This is a genomic window from Streptomyces doebereineriae, from assembly GCF_031845645.1.
GTDB classification, from domain to species: Bacteria; Actinomycetota; Actinomycetes; order Streptomycetales; family Streptomycetaceae; genus Streptomyces; species Streptomyces canus.
Genome location: NZ_JAVREZ010000001.1, coordinates 1,028,080 through 1,045,969 on the forward strand (window position 1 = coordinate 1,028,080; position 17,890 = coordinate 1,045,969).

Sequence of the window (17,890 nt, forward strand, 5' to 3'; positions counted from 1 at the left end):
GCACCGGCAAGAACCGCACCGCACCCCCCGCGCACATCCCCTCCTTTCTCCCCTCGTACCGCACCCTCAGGAGTCCCCGGTGAAAGATGTTCGGATAGACCGCAGAGTGTTCCTTCGCGGAGTCGGCGGCGTCGCCGCAGGCATCGCCGCGACCTCGCTCACCGCATGCGGCACCGGCAGCAGCCGCTCCGTCGGCAGCGGCGGCAAGAGCTCCAAGACGCTCGTCGTCCGCGACAGCGGCGGCACCTACGGCGAGGCCAACCAGAAGGCGATCTACGAGCCGTTCACCAAGGAGACCGGCATCCAGGTCAAAGTGGTCAACATCGCCTACGCGCAGATGCTCGCCCAGATCAAGCAGGGCCGTCCGCAGTTCGACGTGATCGACGACTCGATGGCCGACTACGTCCTGTTCAAGAAGGAGGACGCCACCGAGGAGCTGGACTTCGACCGGCTGAAGAACTTCAAGAACGCCGGCATCGCCAAGTCCCTCGTGACCTCCAACGCGGTCGGCAAGAACTACTGGGCCAGCGTGATGGCGTACCGAACGGACGCATTTGGGGGGAAGAAACCTTCCTCCTGGGCCGACTTCTGGGACACCGGATCGTTCAAGGGCAACCGTGCCCTCCAGGCGCTGGACGCCGACTACCCGGAGCTGGAGTTCGCCCTCCTCGCCGACGGCGTGGCGCCGGACCAGCTCTACCCGCTCGACGTGGACCGGGCCTTCAGGGTCCTCGACGAGATCAAGGGCTCCGTCCGGAAGTTCTGGGACACCGGCGCGCTGCCCGGCGTGCTGCTGGGCCGCAAGGAGGTCGTCGCCTCCAGTGTGTGGCACGGCCGCCTCGACGCGCTGATCAAGGGCGGCGCCCCGCTCGCCTACCAGTGGAACGGCGCCCGCCGGCAGAGCAACGCATGGGGCATCCCCAAGGGCGCCTCCAACCTCGACGCCGCCTACCAGCTCATCGACTTTTCGCTGCGGCCCGAGGTGCAGGCGGCCTACGCCGAGCTCTACCCGATGGCCCCCACGGTGCCGGCCGCCTACAAGAAGCTCTCCACGACCGCCGCCGAGAACCTGGCCAGCTCGCCCGGGCACCTGGAGTCCGGCTTCGACCTTGACGTCGAGTGGTGGATAAAGAACCAGGACGCCGTGTCCAAGCGCTGGCAGGAGTGGACGCATGCCTGACATCGACCTGATGCCCTCACGTACCACGCCGGCGCCGGCGACCGGTACCGGAAAGCCCTTGTCAGTGAAGGCACTGCGCAAGACCTACAGCGGCGTCACCGCCGTCGACGAGGTCTCCATGGAGATCGCCGCCGGCGAGTTCGTCACCTTCCTGGGTTCCTCCGGCTCCGGCAAGACCACCACCCTGATGATGATCGCCGGGTTCTGCGAGCCCGACTCCGGCAGCATCGTCGTCGGCGGCCGGGACGTGACCCGCCTGGCCCCGCAGAAGCGCGGCCTGGGCTTCGTCTTCCAGCAGTACCTGCTCTTCCCGCACATGACGGTGTGGGAGAACGTCGCCTTCCCGCTGCAACTGCGCGACATCCCGAAGGCGGAGCTGCGCCGGCGGGTCGGCGAGACCCTGGAGATGGCCGGACTGTCGGCCATGGCGCGCAGGCGACCGCGCGAGCTCTCCGGCGGCCAGCAGCAGCGCGTCGCCCTGTGCCGGGCACTGGTCTACCGGCCCCCGGTGATCCTCATGGACGAACCGCTCGGCGCCCTCGACAAGAAGCTGCGCGACCAGCTCCAGACCGAGATCAAGCGCATCCAGCAGGAACTCGGCCTGACCGTCATCTACGTCACGCACGACCAGGAAGAGGCACTCGTCCTCTCCGACCGCATCGCGGTCATGCGGGACGGGCTGATCGACCAGTTCGACACCCCGCAGGAACTCTTCGAGCGCCCCCGCACCCCGTTCGTCGCCGACTTCCTCGGCGCGGCCAACTTCCTCCCCGGCCGCCTCCAGCAGCAGACGTCCGAACACACCCTCGTACGGCTCGACACGGGAGGACTGCTCAAGGCCCGCCCGCAGTCGGCGATGGAGGGAACTCGGGTACGGGCCGCGGTTCAGCCCGGCCGACTCGCGCTGTGTCCGCCGGGCGACGGGTTCTGTACCGGGACCGTCGAGACGGTCACCTACGTCGGCACCCTCGTCCGTGTCACCGTCCGCCCCGTCGGCGGCGCGGCCACCGAACTCGTACGGCTAGAGCTGCCCGCCGGACGCGCCCCCGCACTCGGCGAAAACGTCGGCCTGACCGCGGACCCCGCCAACGTCAGTGTCTTCCCCGACGTGCTCCCCGACCCGGAAAGCGGGGGGTGACAACCATGGCCGTGCTGGCTCCCGCACCGAGCTCCATCGCCCCTGTGCCCCACAAGAAGCGACGCACGCGCGCTTCGCTGTCCGACCGGCGCACCCGCTTCGGACTGCTCAACGCCACACCCGTCGTCGTCTACCTCCTGATCCTCTTCGTCTATCCGATCTTCAGCACCCTGATGCTGAGCCTCAAGGGCGACAACGGCGGCTTCACCCTGCACTGGTACGCCGACGCCTTCGCCGGCGCCAACCTGGAGATCCTGCTCACCACCCTGCGGATCTCGGCCGAGACCTCCCTGCTCGCCCTGGTCGTCGGCTTCGCACTGGCCTCCGCGATCTCCCGGCTCAAGCCGCTGTGGGCCGGCCTCGCAATGATCGTCGTGGTCGTCCCGCACTTCATCAGCGCCCTGGTGCGCACCTACGGCTGGATCATCCTGCTGGGTGACAACGGCGTCGTGAACAACACCCTGACGGATCTTCACTTCCCGGGCGCGCCCTTCGAGTTGCTCTACAACGAGATCGGCGTCGTCATCGGCACCACCGCCGTGATGCTCCCGTACACGGTCCTGCTGCTCTACGCCGTGATGAAGGGCATCGACCGGCGGCTGCTCGCCGCGGCAGCCAGCATGGGCGCCGGACGGATCACCATCTTCCGTCGCGTCTACGTCCCCCTGGTGGCCCCCGGCCTGGTCAACGCGGGCGTCCTGTCCTTCATCCTGTGCCTCGGCTACTACCTCACCCCCGCCCTGATGGGCGGCGAGAAGCAGACGATGGTCGCCTCGCTCATCGACGAGCAGGTCATGAAGCAGAACCAGTGGAACGGCGCCTCCGCACTCGGCATCATCCTGCTGCTCCTCACCTTCGCCGGACTGCTGCTGCTCAGGCTGCTGAAGTCGGCCGGCGAGGCCCTTCGGAACCGGGGTACGGCGTCATGATCGAGCTCCGCTCCACCCTGGCCGGCCGCATCACCCTGGCCGTGCTGGCCACCCTGATCCTGGTGTTCCTGGCCCTGCCGATCATCGTCATCGTCGTCACTTCCTTCGGCAAGGACGCCTTCGGCAACTTCCCGCCGGCCGCCTGGACGTTCGGCTGGTACAAGCAGCTGTTCGTCGAGGGCAGCAAGTGGCCGGCCGCGCTCTCCCTGAGCGCCCTGATCGCCGCCATGACCACGGTCTTCTCGCTCGTCCTCGGCATGACCGCGGCCACCGCGCTGGTCCGCAGCGAACTGCCGCTGCGGACGGCGGTCTACGGCCTGGTCCTCGCTCCGCTGGTGATCCCCCAAGTGGTCATCGCTCTCGGCCTGTTCCTGCTCTTCGAGCCGGTCTCGATGCTCGGCAGCCCGGTCGCCATCGCCCTCGGTCACACCGTGCTCGCCTCACCGATCGCGGTGATGATCCTCATGGCCACGCTCAAGGGCATCGACGAACGGCTGGAGGACGCGGCCGCCAGCATGGGCGCCGGCCGGCTGACCGTCTGGCGCAGGATCACCCTGCCGTTGGCCATGCCCGGCATGGTCGCCGCCGGCATCTTTGCCTTCATCACCAGCTTCGACGAGTTCTTCATCTCGCAGTTCCTGTCCTCCGTGGACACCGTGACGTTGCCCGTCCAGGTGTTCAACGTCCTCCAGTACAACGTCGATCCGTCGGTGACCGCCGTCAGCGCGATCCTCATCGCGGTCGCCGTCGTCGCCCTCGGCCTCGTCGGCGTGGTGCGCAAGCTCAGCGGCTTGGGCAAACAGGGCGGCCTGCTGCCCACCGAGCCCTCCGTGGGCCTTGCCGCCGGAAGTGAGACATCATGAGCACGAGCACGAGCACCCGCACCCCGGCTGGTGAACTGTCCGCCACGGCGGCCAGACATCTGCTGCTGAACATGACCCCCAACGGCTCGCTGGGCCCCGAGGGAGAGAACCTCTTCGTCGTCCGGCGCGGCGAAGGGCCGTACGTGATCGACGCCGACGGCAGGCGCTACATCGACGGCCTCTCCGGCCTGTACTGCTGCCAACTCGGCTACTCCTACGGTCCCGAGTTCGCCGAGGCGGCGGACAAGCAGCTGCGCGAGCTGTGCTTCAGCCCGCTGTGGTCCTCCTCCGCGCACCCGACGGCCATCGAGCTCGCCGAACGCCTGTCCCTGATCGCCCCCGTCGACATGGAGCACACCTTCTTCTCCGGCGGCGGCGCCGAAGCCGTCGAGACCGCCTGGAAGATGGCCCGCCGCTACCACTCCCTGCGCGGCGAGCCGGGCCGGGTCAAGGCGATCGCCCGGCGCGGCGCCTACCACGGCCTGACCGTCGGCGCCCTCTCCCTCACCGACGACCCCGGCCTGACGGACCCGTACGGACCGCCGGCCATCGACACTCGGTTCGTGTCCAACACCAACCGCTTCGGCCTGGCCCCCGAGTTCGCCGACGACAGGGCGTACACCGCGCACCTGCTCGGCGAGCTGGAGGCCGAGATCCTGGCCGAGGGCCCGGAGACCATCGCCATGCTGATCGCCGAACCGGTGCAGAACCGGGGCGGGTGCATCACACCTCCGGTGGGCTACTGGGAGGGCCTGCGCCGACTGGCCGACCGGTTCGGCTTCCTTCTGGTCGCCGACGAGGTGATCACCGCCTTCGGACGGCTGGGGGAGTGGTTCGGCGGGGACCGCTACGGCGCCCGCCCTGACATGGTCACCGTCGCCAAGGGCATCACCGCCGGATACGCCCCCATGGGGGCGACCCTGGTCAGCGGCCGCGTGGTCGAGGTCATCAACCGGCCCGGTGCGGTCCTCAACCACGGCTACACCTTCGCCGGCCACCCGCTGAGCGCGGCAATCGCGCTGCGCAGCCTGGAGATCATGGAACGGGACCGGATCCTGGACAACGTCCGAGGGCTCCAGGACCACCTCGCGGGACGGATGGCGTCCCTCGCCGACCTGCCCATCGTCGGCGACGTCCGCGGCGCCGGATTCTTCTACGCCTGCGAACTCGTCGGAGATCTCGACGGTGGCGGCTTCAGCGACCGCGCCCGGGCCGACCTGGTCGCCGACCTGATCCCGCGCCGCCTGCGCGAGGCCGGTCTCCTGGCCCGCGTCTACAACCGGTCGGCGCCGCTGGTCCAGATCGCGCCCCCGCTGATCAGCGACCGCCCACTCCTCGACCGGATCGCCGACATCCTCACCGACACCCTCGTCGAGGCGTCCGCCCGCCTGTGACCCACCCGTTTTCGAAAGGAACGACATGTACTCCATCGGTCCGCTGACCGTTTCCCCCGGCGAACGCGCCGAGGGCCTCATCCCGGTCGGCACCAGCAGCTACGGCGTCGAGCTGGGCATCCCGCTCATCGTCGTCAACGGCGCCCAGGACGGCCCCGTGCTGTGCGTGGACGCGGGTGTGCACGGCGACGAGTACGACGGCCAGGAGGCCATCCGCCGCGTCCTCGCCGACATCGACCCGGCCACCCTGCGCGGCACCCTCGTCGGCATCCCCTGCATGAACACCCCCGCCTTCGAGGCCGCCGCCCGCACCAGCGGCCTGGACTACCTGAACCTCAACCGGATCTTCCCGGGCGACGCGGACGGCTCGTACTCCCTGCGGCTGGCCGCCACCTTCGTCGAGCAGGTCGTCCCCGCCATCGACGCGCTCGTGGACCTGCACACCGGCGGCACGTTCGGCGAGATCGCCCCGCTCGTCATCCTCCAGGGCGGCTACGAGGAGCTCGCCACGGACCTGGCTCTCGCGGCCGGTCACGAGCTGGTCTGGAAGGGCGGCAAGTGGGGCGGCACGGTCCGCCACCCCACCCTCGCGGCGGGCAAGCCCGCCATCACCATCGAGGCGGGCGGCGGCACCTACCGCGAGGCCAACGTCGAGCTGCACGTCGACTCGATCCACAACATCATGCGGCAGCTGAAGATGATCGACGGCGAGGCGAAGCTGCGCGACAGCTACACCGCCACCTCCGGCACCTTCGCCCGTTCCGCGGCCGGCGGATTCTTCCTCGGACACGCCGAGCCGGGGGAGACCTGCAAGGAGGGCGACCTGATCGCCCACATCGTCGACCACTACGGCAACACGCTGGAAGAGGTGATCGCCCCGCAGGACGGCATCGTGCTCTGGGTGCGCCGGATCCGGACCGTCCGTCCGGGCGACGAGGTCGTCATCTTCGGTGAGGTGCAGGGGGAGATACGGCCATGAGCGGCGACACCCAGTTGCTCCTCGTCGACGGCAAGCAGATACCCGCCGCCGATGGCCGCACCTTCACCGTCCTCGACCCGTCCGACGGCACGGCCATCACCACGGTGGCGCTGGCCGGCAAGGCGGACGTGGACCAGGCCGTGGCCGCGGCCAGGGCAGCGTTCACGGCGCCCGAATGGGCACGGATGCGGGCAGCCGACCGTGGCCGGCTCCTGTACCGGATCGCCGAGGCCATTCGCTACCAGGGCGAACGGCTGGCGCGGTTGGAGAGCCAGGACACCGGCAAGCCGCTCAGCCAGGCGAAGGCCGACGTCGAGGCCGCCGCCCGCTACTTCGAGTTCTACGCGGGCTTCGCCGACAAGCTGGGCGGTTCCACGATCCCGCTGGGCCCGGGGCTGCTCGACTACACCGTGCGCGAGCCGATCGGTGTCTCCGGCCAGATCATCCCGTTCAACTACCCGCTCCAGAACACCGCGAGAGGCTCCGCCCCAGCGCTGGCCGCGGGCTGCACGGTAGTACTCAAGCCCTCTCCCGAGGCGCCGCTGACCCCGCTGGAGATCGGCAGGATCGCCCTGGAGTGCGGCCTGCCACCCGGCGTCCTCAACGTCGTCCCCGGCGACGGCGAGACCGGCGCGGCCCTCGCCGGACACCCTGGCATCGACCAGGTCACCTTCACCGGCTCGGTTCCCACCGGCATCAAGGTCGCCCAGGCGGCCGCCGCCAACGTGGTGCCGTCGGTCACCGAGCTGGGCGGCAAGTCGCCGTTCGTCGTCTTCGCCGACGCCGACTTCGACCTGGCGCTGACCGCGATCCTGGGCGCCTCGTTCAGCAACGCGGGACAGATGTGCTCGGCCGGGACGCGCCTGCTTCTTCAGCGTGGCGCGGAGGAGTTCCTGGACCGGCTGGTGGAGAAGATCGCCACCCTGCGCGTCGGCCCCGGCCGGTCCGACCCGGACATCGGCCCGCTGGTCGCCGCCCGCCAGCGCGACCGGGTACTGGGCTACCTCGACCTGGCGCGCGAGGAGGGCGCGACGGTCCGTGTCGGTGGCGGCGCACCGTCCGACCCGGCTCTGGCCGACGGCTACTACATCGAGCCGACCGTCCTCACCGGCCTGACCAACCAGGCCCGTTGCGCCCGCGAGGAGATCTTCGGCCCCGTCGTCACCGTCATCGACTTCGACGACGCCGACCAGGCCCTGGACATCGCCAACGACAGCCCGTACGGCCTCTCCTCCTACGTCTGGACCCGCGACATCGACAAGGCGATGCGCCTCGCGGAGGGCATCCGGGCCGGCCAGGTCTCCGTCAACGCCACCGGCGTCGGCACCGGCGTCGAGTTGCCCTTCGGCGGCTACAAGCACAGCGGCTGGGGCCGGGAGAAGGGCCTCGAAGCCCTGGCGAGCTACACGCAGACGAAGAACGTCTGCATCGGGTTCGGGAGCCGGTCATGAGGTACCGCACGCTGGGCGAACGCGGTCCGGCCGTCTCCGTGGTCGGAGTCGGCGGCAACAACTTCGGCTCCCGCCTGGACGAGGACGGCACGAAGGCCGTCGTCCACGCGGCCCTCGACGCCGGGGTCACCCTGTTCGACACCGCCGACATGTACGGCGGGTTCGGCGAACAGGGCGGTGCGCGCGGCGACGGCGAACGGCTGCTCGGTGCAGCCCTCAAGGGACACCGCGACGACGTCGTTCTGGCAACGAAGTTCGGCATGGAGATGGGGCCGGAGGCCGATCAGTACGGTCGGCGAGGTGCCCGCGCCTATGTCCGGTACGCCGTCGAAGCCTCGCTCCGCCGTCTCGGCACCGACCGCATCGACTTGTACCAGTACCACGAGCCGGACGGCGTCACCCCGCTCGGCGAGACGATCGCCGCCCTGAGCGAACTCGTCGACGAGGGCAAGATCGGGTACCTGGGCTGCTCCGCTCTCCCGGCCGAGGACCTGAGCGATGCCTTCGTGAGCACCCAGGCCCGCTACCACCTGCTCGACCGCAGCGTGGAGGAGGACCTGATCCCGGCCTGTCTGCGCCACGGCATCGGACTGCTGCCGTACTACCCGCTGGCCAACGGCCTGCTCAGCGGTAAGTACCGGCGCGGCGAGCAGCCCCCGCCCGGCAGCCGGCTGTCCTGGCGGCAGGGCTGGCTCACCGACGCCGCCCTCGACCGGGTCGAGGCGCTCACCGCGTACGGCGCCGAACGCGGCCTGAGCCTCCTCCAGGTCGCCGTGGGCGGACTGGCCGCCCTGCCCGCCGTCGGCTCCGTGATCTGCGGCGCCATGAACCCCGGACAGGTCACCGCCAACGCGGCGGCGGCCGACTGGATCCCCGACGCGGCCGACCTGGCCGCACTGGACGCGATCGTCACCCCCGGCGAACAAGTCGTCTGAAATCCCCGTGTTTCTCCACAGCACAGAGAATCGAGGCTGAACACCATGCGAGAGATCGTCACCTTCGACGCCTACGGCACCCTGGTCGACTTCCAGCTCGGCCCCACCACCCTCAAGGTCCTCTCCGACCGACTGGACCTGGACAACCTGGATGTCGACGAGTTCCTCGACGACTTCCGCGTCATGCGTTTCCAGGCCGTCCTGGAGGCCTACCGCCCCTACCACGAGATCCTGCACTCCAGCCTGCAGATGGCCATGCGCCTGCACGGCCTGGAGTACCGCACCTCCGACGGCGACGCCCTCGTCGAGGCCGTCCCCACCTTCGGCCCCTTCCCGGAGGTCCCGGACGCCCTGCGCGCGCTGAAGACCAAGTACGAGATCGCCATCATCACCAACAGCGATGACAACCTGATCGCGCGCAACGTCGAGAACATCGGCGTCGAGTTCGACTACGTCATCACCGCCGAGCAGGCCGGCGCCTACAAGCCGGACCGGCAGACCTTCGAGCACGCCTTCAAGACCATGGGCGTCGAGCCGTCCCAGGTCATCCACACCGCCCAGGGCTGGGAGTACGACCACATCCCGACCCGTGACCTCGGCCTGAAGCGCCGTGTGTGGATCAACCGCTTCGGCCGCCCCGGCAGCGCCGACTACCAGCCCTACGACGAGCTGACCGACCTGTCGGGCCTGCCGAAGCTGCTCGGCTGCTGACAACACGGCTACACGGCGACACAGGACAGAGAACACAGAGGACGCACGCCATGAAGCAGATCCCCTACTGGCTCGACACCGCCCCCGCCCTGCCCGACCGGTCCGGAAAGGACCTGCCCGACGAGGCGGACGTGGTGGTCATCGGCGGCGGCCTCACCGGCCTGTCCACCGCTTACCATGCCGCCCGCAAGGGCGCCCGGGTCGTCCTCGTCGAGAAGGACAAGGTCGGCTCGGGCGCCTCCGGACGCAATGGCAGCATGTGCACGCAGGGCATCACCATCGGTGTCGGCGAGGCCCGCAAGCGCTTCGGCCAGGAGCGCGCCCGCGAGCTGTACGACGCTTTCCGCGAGGCCGTCGACGTCGTCGAGGAACTCACGCACACCGAGAAGATCGACTGCGACTTCAACCGCGCCGGACGCCTCGGAGTCGCGTTCAAGCCCCAGCACTTCGAGTCGATGAAGGCCACCCAGCGCGACCTGGCCGACAACTTCGACCACGAGACCCAGCTCCTCACCCGGAGCGAGCTGAAGTCGGAGCTGGGCTCGGACTACTACCACGGCGCCCTGCTCGACCCGCTCAGCGCCGCCCTGCACGTCGGCAAGTACGTCCACGGCCTGGCCGAGGCCGCTGAACGCGCCGGCGCGGAGATCCACGAACGCAACGCGGCCACCGGCCTCACCCGCCTCCCCGGCGGCGGCTTCCTCGTCGAGACCCTGCACGGCACCATCCGTGCCAAGCAGGTCATGGCCGCCACCGACGCCTACACCGACAAGGCCCTGCCCTGGTTCCGCAAGCGGCTGATCAACGTCGGCAGCTTCATCATCGTCACCGAGCCGCTCGGCGAGGCGCGTGCCAAGGAACTGATCCCCAACGCCCGCCTGGTGGTCGACTCCAAGAACGTCGGCCACTACCTCCGCCTCACCCCCGACAACCGTCTCGCCTTCGGCGGCCGGGCCCGCTTCGCTCCCTCCAACCCCGCCTCCGACGTCAAGAGCGGCGACATCCTGAAGCAGGAGATGACGGAGATCTTCCCGCAGCTGGCGGGCGTCCGCGTCGACTACGTGTGGGGCGGCATGGTCGGCTTCTCCTGGGACCGCCTCCCGCACGCAGGGGAGGAGAACGGCCTGTACTACTCAATGGGTTACTGCGGTCACGGTGTCCAGATGGCCACCTACATGGGCCGGGCGGTCGCCGAGATGATGGACGGCAAGCCGGAGGCCAACCCCCTGCGCGGCCTGGGCTTCCCCAAGGTCCCCGTCCCCTTCTACAACGGCACGCCCTGGTTCCTGCCGTTCGGCGGCGCCTACTACAAGGCCAAGGACCGCCTGCGCTGAGCCGCTGCCGACCTCGGTGACACCGCGGGGGCTTTCCGCGAAGTGGTCGTGGGAAGCCCCCCGCCGTTACGGGACACCGCGTCCCCCCTTGAGACGTTCGTGTGGCGGCTGACGCCCCGATGACTGCGGTGCACCCCGTTCGCCATGCCTGAAACCGCTCCAAGAGAAGGTCCGCACAGCCATGACCGCCGCCACCCGCAGAGAACACGACCTGCTCGGAGACCGGGGCGTCCCCGCCGACGCCTACTGGGGCATTCACACCCTGCGCGCCACGGAGAACTTCTCCATCACCGGGACGCCGATCTCCACCCACCCGCACCTCATCGACGCCCTCGCCGCCGTCAAGGAGGCCGCCGCCCTCGCCAACGAGGAGCTCGGTCTGCTGGCGCCGGACAAGGCGGCCGCCATCGTCGCCGCCTGCCGTGAGATCCGCGCCGGGAAGCTGCGCGAGCAGTTCGTCGTCGACGTCGTCCAGGGCGGCGCCGGCACCTCGACCAACATGAACGCCAACGAGGTGATCGCCAACCGGGCGCTGGAGTTGCTGGGCCACGCCAAGGGCCAGTACCGGCACCTGCACCCCAACGAGGACGTCAACCTCGGGCAGTCGACCAACGACGTCTACCCGACGGCCGTCAAGGTCGCGACCGTCTTCGCCGTGCGCGGGCTGCTCAAGGCGATGGCCGTCCTCCAGGACGCCTTCGGCCGCAAGGCCGTCGAGTTCCGGGACGTGCTCAAAATGGGCCGCACCCAGCTTCAGGACGCAGTGCCGATGACCCTCGGTCAGGAGTTCTCCGCATACGCCGTCATGATCGACGAGGACCGCAGCAGGCTCGCCGAGGCCGTCGAACTGGTCCATGAGATCAACCTGGGGGCCACGGCCATCGGCACCGGCCTCAACGCCCCTGCCGGGTACGCCGAGTCGGCCCGCCGCCACCTCGCCGAGATCACCGGGCTGCCTCTGGTCACCGCCGCCAACCTCGTCGAGGCCACCCAGGACTGCGGCGCGTTCGTCCAGATGTCCGGAGTGCTGAAGCGCGTCGCGGTCAAGCTCTCCAAGAGCTGCAACGATCTGCGGCTGCTGTCCTCCGGGCCGCGCGCGGGCCTCGGTGAGATCAACCTGCCGCCGGTGCAGGCGGGTTCGTCGATCATGCCGGGGAAGGTCAACCCGGTGATCCCCGAGGTCGTCAACCAGGTCGCCTTCGAGGTGATCGGCAACGACGTCACCATCACCATGGCTGCCGAGGCCGGACAGCTCCAGCTGAACGCCTTCGAGCCGATCATCCTGCATTCCCTGTCGGAGTCCATCACCCATCTGCGCGCGGCCTGCCTGACTCTCGCTGAGCGCTGTGTGGACGGCATCACCGCCAACACCGAGGTGCTGCGCGCGAGTGTCGAGAACTCCATCGGTCTGGTCACCGCCCTCAACCCGCACATCGGCTACACGGCGGCCACCGACATCGCCAAGGAGGCCCTCGCCACCGGCCGCGGCGTCGCCGAACTCGTCCTGGAACGACGCCTGTTGCCAGCCGAGATGCTCGCCGACCTGCTCCGCCCCGAGGTCGTGGCCGGTAGAGGCCAAGCCCTGGCCTGACATGCCCGGCGCACCGGCGTACCGACTCGGCGGGCAAACGGACGCGCCGAGGCGGCTTGGTCGGGTCGGGCCGTGCAGCGTGTGTGGCGAAGGCGTCCCGGTAGCACCGACCCCGCCGCCATCGCCCCCAGCAACCCCAGGTACGCATCGGTGACCAGTCGTGAGGACGCCACAAGAACCGGCAAGCCCTATCGGGACACGCCTGCCGTTCCAATGGCCCGCCTTCGACTTGAGGTTGACGTACGACGGCGGCATGGTTCCAGTCGAGGTCAGGGGGCGTCGGATGCCGGAGGTCGCCGCCCGCCCGGGGCAGGTCCAGATGGGCGTTACTGGGCCACCGCGGGCGTTGTGCGCTCGCCGAGGACCCGGCCGACGCCGGGGCGGCGAAAAGGTTGGTGTGCGGGGCCGAAGGAACCGGGTAACGTCTTTGTCATGTTCTTCCCGACGCCGATTTACGAGTGAGAGCGTGATGGGTCCTTGCTGACGCCCTTCGACGTCGCGGCGCCCGTCCTCCACCGATGAATCCGTAGATCACTTCACATCATTACCGGGAGAACCCGTGAGCAAGAACATCAACAACCCCGTGGGTATGGGCGGCGGCCAGCGCAAGAAGCTGTCCCGCGCCGAACGGCAGAACAACGGTCCGCACCGCAACCTGGACCGCCAGGGTGCCGCCGACCTGAAGGCGGAGCTGGTGCGCAAGATGCGCGAGAAGGCAGGCGCAGCCGAGGGCGCCGGGCAGACGAGCGACAACACCGCCCAGAGCTGACACGCCACCGCAGGGCGGCACCGCATGGGGCCGGGTCCTCCGGACCGCGACGCGCGGTCCGGACCCGGCTTCCCTTCTTCGTCTGCTGCTGGCACACGGTCCCGACTGCTCCTGGCCTGCGAAAATGACTGAAATCGCAGGAGGGGAGGCGGGGTTGGTCCGTTCCTGGTCCGGATCTTGGTGAGCGGGAGCTGCCCTCGTGGATGGAGGCTGTGGTTCGAGGTGTCCAGGCGATCCGCGCACGCGGTAGGGGCTGTCACTCCTCGGCTGAGTGGAGGGGAGGCCTAGGGTGTGCGCATGGACAGCTCCGGTCTCGCGCGGAGCCGACGACGCCGACATACCCTTAACTTGAGGCGCACTGGGGCATCTCCGAGCGAGCGGAGATGCCCCGCGGCAGGGGGGCGTGTCCTGTCGGCCGACGACGAGTGCTGAGTGATGTTCCGACTGCCATGAACACTTCAGCCAAGCACCTGAATGGACCCGTTCCAACTCACGCCCACCTGCCCAGCTGGCCGACGGCCGGACCTGCTCCACGGTCTGGCCGTGCGTGGAGGCCGCCGACCACCTGACCTCCAACCGCTGCACGTGCGGCCAGATCGTCTACAGGAAGGAGAGTCGTTCGAGGAACTGGCGCCTGGGGGGCGCTGCTACGCCGAGAAGGGCGTCGTCTGGTGGCAGGCGCCAGGGGTCTGCCGGAGTGGCCGGCTCGGAGCGGGTGACGGGAAGAAGATTCGGGGCAGGATCCAGCGGCCGTCGACGGTGTGCTCCCATCGGCGCTATCGGGGCCGACGTCACCGGGCCTGCTCGCTTAATCGTTCAAGACGGTTTGAATGTCGGTGAGGGGACGCGACGGCTACGACCACAGCCGCGCCCACAAGGTCGGCACCCCGGCGATCTTCGGCCTGAATTTGCAGTCGGTCTCTACCGCTCAGAAGCTGCCCGCCTCCGACGGCCTCCAAGGCGGCTACACCGCCAAGAGCGTGCCCGGACCGCTGCTCACGAAGAACCTGGACTTCGTCAACGCGCAGATAGGCGCGCTGACTTCTGAGATCGCCGAGCGGCACCTGGCCGACAGCACCACGATCATCCTTTCCGCCAAGCACGGCCAGTCGCCCACCGACCCCGCCGCGCTCACCCGGATCGACAACGGCCCGCTGCTGGACGGCCTCAACGCCGCCTGGAAGAAGCTCCATCCCGCCGCCGGCAATCTGGTCGCGCACTCCGTGGACGACGACGCGATGCTGCTCTGGCTGACCGACCGCTCGCAGGCCGCCACCGAGTTCGCCAAGAGGTACCTGCTCGGGTAGAGCGGCACCGGTACCGACATCAATGCCGCACCCAAGGCCTTCACGCGCAGCGGGCTCAGCAAGGTCTACGCCGGGAGGGCCGCGGCCCGTTACTTCCACGTCGAAGCCGGCGACGCCCGTATCCCGGACGTCTTCGGCCTCGCGCAGTACGGCGTCGTCTACAACGGTGGCACCAAGAAGATCGCCGAGCACGGAGGCGCCCACTCCGACGACCTCGACGTCCCGTTGGTCGTGTCCGGCGCCTCGGTTCCGGACGGCGTGCGCGACTCCGCGAGCGTGCAGACCAAGCAGATCGCACCGACGATCCTGAGCCTGCTCGGTCTCAACCCCCGGTCCCTGCAGGCCGTGCGCGAGGAACACACCACCGTGCTGCCGGTCCGCTGACCAGTCCGGTGCGCCCCGACCTGACGCGGGCGGGGCGCAACGGCCGACTGCCGCACCAGGTGATGACCGGTGCCGTCGATGAGGTTGTTACGCACATCAGCTGACCCCCGTCCGGCATCGTCCGGCCTGTACTCAGATCTCCTGGCTTGCGGCAATGGTGTCGCGCCGCTGTTGAAAGGAACCGACGGGCATGGCGATGCCCGGCCTCGATGCGGGAGGACGCGGCGTCATCCGTGGTCGCGCAACCGGCCGACCTCGTAGCCGTGTTGCTCGCAGGTGTCGAGGATGAGGGGAAGGGCGCCCAGAGCTGCGCGCCACGCACCCGGGGCCGAGGTGCAGTCGGAGTCGTGGAGCAGGATGGTGCCGCCTCCGTCCAGGTCGGTCGTCACCGTGCGGTGGACGGACGCGGGTGTGGCACGGGATGTCCAGTCCTCGCCCCAGCAGGTCCACAGCACCGGGGTGAGACCGAGCCGGTGGGCGGCCAGATGAGCGGCGGTCGACATCACGCCGTACGGGGGCCGGAAGAGTGTGGGCCGGGCTCCTGTGATGTCGGCGACGGTGTCGCGGGCGCGGGCGAAGTCGTCGTAGGTCGCGCCCGGGCCGCGCAGGAGCAGGGGGCGATGCAGCCAGCCGTGGATGCCGATCTCGTGTCCGGCTGCGGCGATCTCGCCGACCAGGCCGGGTGAGCGGTGCGCCTCGCGTCCCAGCAGGAAGAAGGTTGCCCGTACCTGGCGTTCGGCGAGGAGGCGCAGGAACTGCGGCGTGGACAGTGGGTCGGGTCCGTCGTCGAAGGTGAGGGCGACGTGATCCGGGCGGCCCCGGCCTGAGAGGCGGGGCATGAAGCGGTTGCGCAGCGGTCCGAAGGTCGAGACGACCGGCGCGGTGTGGGCGGCCAAGAGTGCAGGAAAGGCGGCGAGGGCGGCCTTGCGGATCAGGTGGGTGGCGGTCACGAGTGGTGTCCGTGCGGTCCGGTGACGTGGACGGGGGCCGGGTCGTCCAGGTCGAGGCTGTGTCCGATGGTGTGCAGTACGCCCGGGCCGTCGTACGCCATCGCGATCCCCGTGCCGACGGCGCAGGCCCACACGGCGCACGCCGCCGCGGCGGTGACGGCGAGCTTGCGCGTCGCGGGGTGACGCGGTGGCGCGACGGGCTGCGGAGTCGGGAACGGTAGCCCCAAGCGGTGGACGCGCGTTATCTCGGCGGCTGGGCCATCGCCCGGCTCGCGGGTGAACAGGGCCAGTCCGGACGTGAGTTGACGCAGTCCGAGCGAGCCGTCGATCAGATCGCACAGAACGGTCTTGAGGCTGCCGGGGTCCTGGATCCAGACGGCGACACCGGCCTCGTCGAGGGCGGCGGCGTTGGTCAGACCGTGGCCGGGTATGCAGCGGTAGCTGGCGACCGGCAGGCCGGTGGCGAACGCTTCCAGGGAGCTGAGTCCGCCGGCGTTCTGGACCAGGACGTCGGCGGCATGCATGAGGGCGGGCATGTCATCGACCCAGCCATAGGCGTGTTCGATGCCGTCGGCGCGCAACTGTTCGGCCAGCGCCTCGTTGCGGCCGCAGACGACGACCGGAACGGCGGCACCGCAATCGCGCAGCTCCAGGGCGACCTGCCGGACCGGTCCGACGCCCCACGATCCCGCGACCAGCAGTGCCAGCGGGGACTTCTCCGGGAGCCCGAAGCGAGCCCGGGCCGCGCCGCGCTCCCGCACACCGCCAGGACGGAACCGCGGATCCACGACCGGACCGCACACCCGGACAACCCGCGCCCCGGCGGCCCGGGCCTGCGCGGCCGGCACCGCGTGCGCGGCGAGGTGGACGTCGACGCCGTCGGCCACCCACAGCGGGTGAACGGAGAAGTCGGTGAGGTAGGTGAGGACGGGTGCGGCCAGCCGTCCGCTGAGCCTCAGGCTGCCCAGGACACGGCTGGCTCCCGGATAGGTGGAGACGACCGCCCCGGTGCCGGGGTGCAGAGCGCGCAGCATGCGGTCCTCTGCGGCGCGCAGCAACGCCCTGGCCAACGGCCCGCCGCCGCCCGCGCGTTCGGTACTGCGGTAGACCCGTTGGTAGGCCCACGGGGCCTGGACCAGCATGCGGTGATAGCCGTCCCGGACGAGCCGTCCGATCCCGGCGGGCAACAGGTCCAGAAGGTCGAACCGGTCGACGGTGAGGCCGTGGTCCGTGAGCCGGCGGGACAGCTCGGCGGCGGCGCCGTCGTGGCCGGCGCCGATGCTCGCCGAGACGATCGCGACACGCTCGACGCGTGCCGTCGGCGGCACCGGCTCCGGGCGCAGAGCGGCGGCCGCCAGGGCGCGCAGATGCACCGTACTTCCGAGGTAGGGCATGGGGACGTTCCTCCGCGAGTGGAGTGGGCGGCCGAACTCTACAACATGTAGTAGGTGAACTCGTACAAGATGTAGTAGTTGCCGGAAGGTGGAGGTCCCGGCCACTTCTACAAGCCGTAGTAGTTCCCTAGTAGGCTGGACCGTCGAGCGGAAGGCGGTGAACGGTGCGCAACCCGAACAGCGAGGAAAGCGGTGGGGCGACCGGTAGGCGGGCGCGCGGGGAACTGGAGAGCGGCGTCCTCGCCGCTTTGTGGGCCGCGGACGAGCCGCTGACCGCACGGCATGTCCGGGAACGGCTGCCCGGAGACCTCGCCTACACGACGGTGCTGACGATCCTGTCGCGACTGCACGACAAGGGCATGCTCGTACGGCACCCCGCGGGCCGTGGATACGCCTACGCGCCCGTCCGGGACGAGGCCTCCGACACCGCCGTACGGATGCACAGCCTGCTGGAGCGCGGCTCGGACCGGGAGGCGGTGCTCACCCGCTTCGTGTCCGAACTGTCGCAGGAGGACGAGCAGTTGCTGCACCGCCTGCTGGGCGAGCAGGACGCCGGACCCAGCGACGACGGGCAGTGAACC

The 17,890-nt window shown here is 69.6% G+C and carries 17 protein-coding genes; 15 read left to right on the forward strand and 2 right to left on the reverse strand.

Going from position 1 to position 17,890, the window contains the following annotated elements:
- Positions 1-106 precede the first annotated feature (106 nt).
- The 14 genes from RNB18_RS04865 (at position 107) to RNB18_RS04930 (ending at position 14,965) form a co-directional block, all read left to right on the forward strand.
- The gene (locus RNB18_RS04865; protein WP_311712878.1) at positions 107-1,180 is read left to right on the forward strand and encodes an ABC transporter substrate-binding protein; all 1,074 of its coding nucleotides are present in this window, start codon (positions 107-109) and stop codon (positions 1,178-1,180) included.
- Positions 1,173-2,318 (forward strand): ABC transporter ATP-binding protein, encoded by a 1,146-nt coding sequence (locus RNB18_RS04870; RefSeq protein ID WP_311712879.1) that lies wholly within the window; start codon positions 1,173-1,175, stop codon positions 2,316-2,318. Before RNB18_RS04865 ends, RNB18_RS04870 begins: the two co-directional genes overlap by 8 nt.
- 5 nt (positions 2,319-2,323) lie before the next feature.
- A complete protein-coding gene (locus RNB18_RS04875; RefSeq protein ID WP_311712880.1) occupies positions 2,324-3,247 on the forward strand; it encodes an ABC transporter permease in 924 nt (307 codons plus the stop codon).
- Positions 3,244-4,110, forward strand: a complete 867-nt coding sequence (locus tag RNB18_RS04880) for an ABC transporter permease (protein WP_311712881.1) — start codon at positions 3,244-3,246, stop codon at positions 4,108-4,110. Before RNB18_RS04875 ends, RNB18_RS04880 begins: the two co-directional genes overlap by 4 nt.
- Positions 4,107-5,504: an aminotransferase class III-fold pyridoxal phosphate-dependent enzyme gene (locus RNB18_RS04885; protein WP_311712882.1), complete on the forward strand. Its 1,398-nt coding sequence runs from the start codon at positions 4,107-4,109 to the stop codon at positions 5,502-5,504. Before RNB18_RS04880 ends, RNB18_RS04885 begins: the two co-directional genes overlap by 4 nt.
- 25 nt (positions 5,505-5,529) lie before the next feature.
- Complete coding sequence (locus RNB18_RS04890; protein ID WP_311712883.1) at positions 5,530-6,483, forward strand: succinylglutamate desuccinylase/aspartoacylase family protein; 954 nt, start codon at positions 5,530-5,532, stop codon at positions 6,481-6,483.
- Positions 6,480-7,934, forward strand: a complete 1,455-nt coding sequence (locus tag RNB18_RS04895; RefSeq protein WP_311712884.1) for an aldehyde dehydrogenase family protein — start codon at positions 6,480-6,482, stop codon at positions 7,932-7,934. The genes RNB18_RS04890 and RNB18_RS04895 overlap by 4 nt, the downstream gene beginning before the upstream one ends.
- Positions 7,931-8,869 (forward strand): aldo/keto reductase, encoded by a 939-nt coding sequence (locus RNB18_RS04900; protein ID WP_311712885.1) that lies wholly within the window; start codon positions 7,931-7,933, stop codon positions 8,867-8,869. The genes RNB18_RS04895 and RNB18_RS04900 overlap by 4 nt, the downstream gene beginning before the upstream one ends.
- Positions 8,870-8,914: 45 nt before the next feature.
- On the forward strand, positions 8,915-9,580 hold the full coding sequence (locus tag RNB18_RS04905) for a haloacid dehalogenase type II (RefSeq protein WP_311712886.1): 666 nt from the start codon (positions 8,915-8,917) through the stop codon (positions 9,578-9,580).
- 50 nt (positions 9,581-9,630) lie between these two features.
- On the forward strand, positions 9,631-10,914 hold the full coding sequence (locus tag RNB18_RS04910) for an NAD(P)/FAD-dependent oxidoreductase (RefSeq protein WP_311712887.1): 1,284 nt from the start codon (positions 9,631-9,633) through the stop codon (positions 10,912-10,914).
- A 181-nt stretch (positions 10,915-11,095) separates the two neighbouring features.
- Positions 11,096-12,505, forward strand: a complete 1,410-nt coding sequence (aspA, locus tag RNB18_RS04915; protein WP_311712888.1) for an aspartate ammonia-lyase — start codon at positions 11,096-11,098, stop codon at positions 12,503-12,505.
- Between the two features lie 559 nt (positions 12,506-13,064).
- Complete coding sequence (locus RNB18_RS04920) at positions 13,065-13,274, forward strand: DUF6243 family protein (protein ID WP_311712889.1); 210 nt, start codon at positions 13,065-13,067, stop codon at positions 13,272-13,274.
- An 836-nt stretch (positions 13,275-14,110) separates the two neighbouring features.
- On the forward strand, positions 14,111-14,581 hold the full coding sequence (locus RNB18_RS04925; RefSeq protein WP_311712890.1) for an alkaline phosphatase family protein: 471 nt from the start codon (positions 14,111-14,113) through the stop codon (positions 14,579-14,581).
- A 231-nt stretch (positions 14,582-14,812) separates the two neighbouring features.
- Positions 14,813-14,965, forward strand: a complete 153-nt coding sequence (locus RNB18_RS04930) for a hypothetical protein (protein WP_311712891.1) — start codon at positions 14,813-14,815, stop codon at positions 14,963-14,965.
- A gap of 227 nt (positions 14,966-15,192) precedes the next feature.
- On the opposite strand, the gene RNB18_RS04935 is transcribed toward RNB18_RS04930, so the two are convergent.
- On the reverse strand, positions 15,193-15,915 hold the full coding sequence (locus tag RNB18_RS04935) for a polysaccharide deacetylase family protein (RefSeq protein WP_311712892.1): 723 nt from the start codon (positions 15,913-15,915) through the stop codon (positions 15,193-15,195).
- On the reverse strand, positions 15,912-17,309 hold the full coding sequence (locus RNB18_RS04940) for a glycosyltransferase (protein WP_311712893.1): 1,398 nt from the start codon (positions 17,307-17,309) through the stop codon (positions 15,912-15,914). The genes RNB18_RS04935 and RNB18_RS04940 overlap by 4 nt, the downstream gene beginning before the upstream one ends.
- 164 nt (positions 17,310-17,473) lie before the next feature.
- Between RNB18_RS04940 and RNB18_RS04945 the strand changes: the two genes are divergently transcribed.
- Positions 17,474-17,887 (forward strand): BlaI/MecI/CopY family transcriptional regulator, encoded by a 414-nt coding sequence (locus RNB18_RS04945; RefSeq protein ID WP_311712894.1) that lies wholly within the window; start codon positions 17,474-17,476, stop codon positions 17,885-17,887.
- The last annotated feature ends 3 nt before the right edge of the window (positions 17,888-17,890 follow it).

Excerpts from the sequence above, each read along its gene's own strand:
- RNB18_RS04895 (WP_311712884.1), top strand. The coding sequence starts at position 6,480 with ATGAGCGGCGACACCCAGTTGCTCCTCGTCGACGGCAAGCAGATACCC.
- RNB18_RS04875 (WP_311712880.1), top strand. The coding sequence starts at position 2,324 with ATGGCCGTGCTGGCTCCCGCACCGAGCTCCATCGCCCCTGTGCCCCAC.
- RNB18_RS04905 (WP_311712886.1), top strand. The coding sequence starts at position 8,915 with ATGCGAGAGATCGTCACCTTCGACGCCTACGGCACCCTGGTCGACTTC.
- RNB18_RS04940 (WP_311712893.1), bottom strand. The coding sequence starts at position 17,309 with ATGCCCTACCTCGGAAGTACGGTGCATCTGCGCGCCCTGGCGGCCGCC.
- RNB18_RS04900 (WP_311712885.1), top strand. The coding sequence starts at position 7,931 with ATGAGGTACCGCACGCTGGGCGAACGCGGTCCGGCCGTCTCCGTGGTC.
- RNB18_RS04910 (WP_311712887.1), top strand. The coding sequence starts at position 9,631 with ATGAAGCAGATCCCCTACTGGCTCGACACCGCCCCCGCCCTGCCCGAC.
- RNB18_RS04870 (WP_311712879.1), top strand. The coding sequence starts at position 1,173 with ATGCCTGACATCGACCTGATGCCCTCACGTACCACGCCGGCGCCGGCG.
- RNB18_RS04885 (WP_311712882.1), top strand. The coding sequence starts at position 4,107 with ATGAGCACGAGCACGAGCACCCGCACCCCGGCTGGTGAACTGTCCGCC.
- aspA (WP_311712888.1), top strand. The coding sequence starts at position 11,096 with ATGACCGCCGCCACCCGCAGAGAACACGACCTGCTCGGAGACCGGGGC.
- RNB18_RS04880 (WP_311712881.1), top strand. The coding sequence starts at position 3,244 with ATGATCGAGCTCCGCTCCACCCTGGCCGGCCGCATCACCCTGGCCGTG.
- RNB18_RS04890 (WP_311712883.1), top strand. The coding sequence starts at position 5,530 with ATGTACTCCATCGGTCCGCTGACCGTTTCCCCCGGCGAACGCGCCGAG.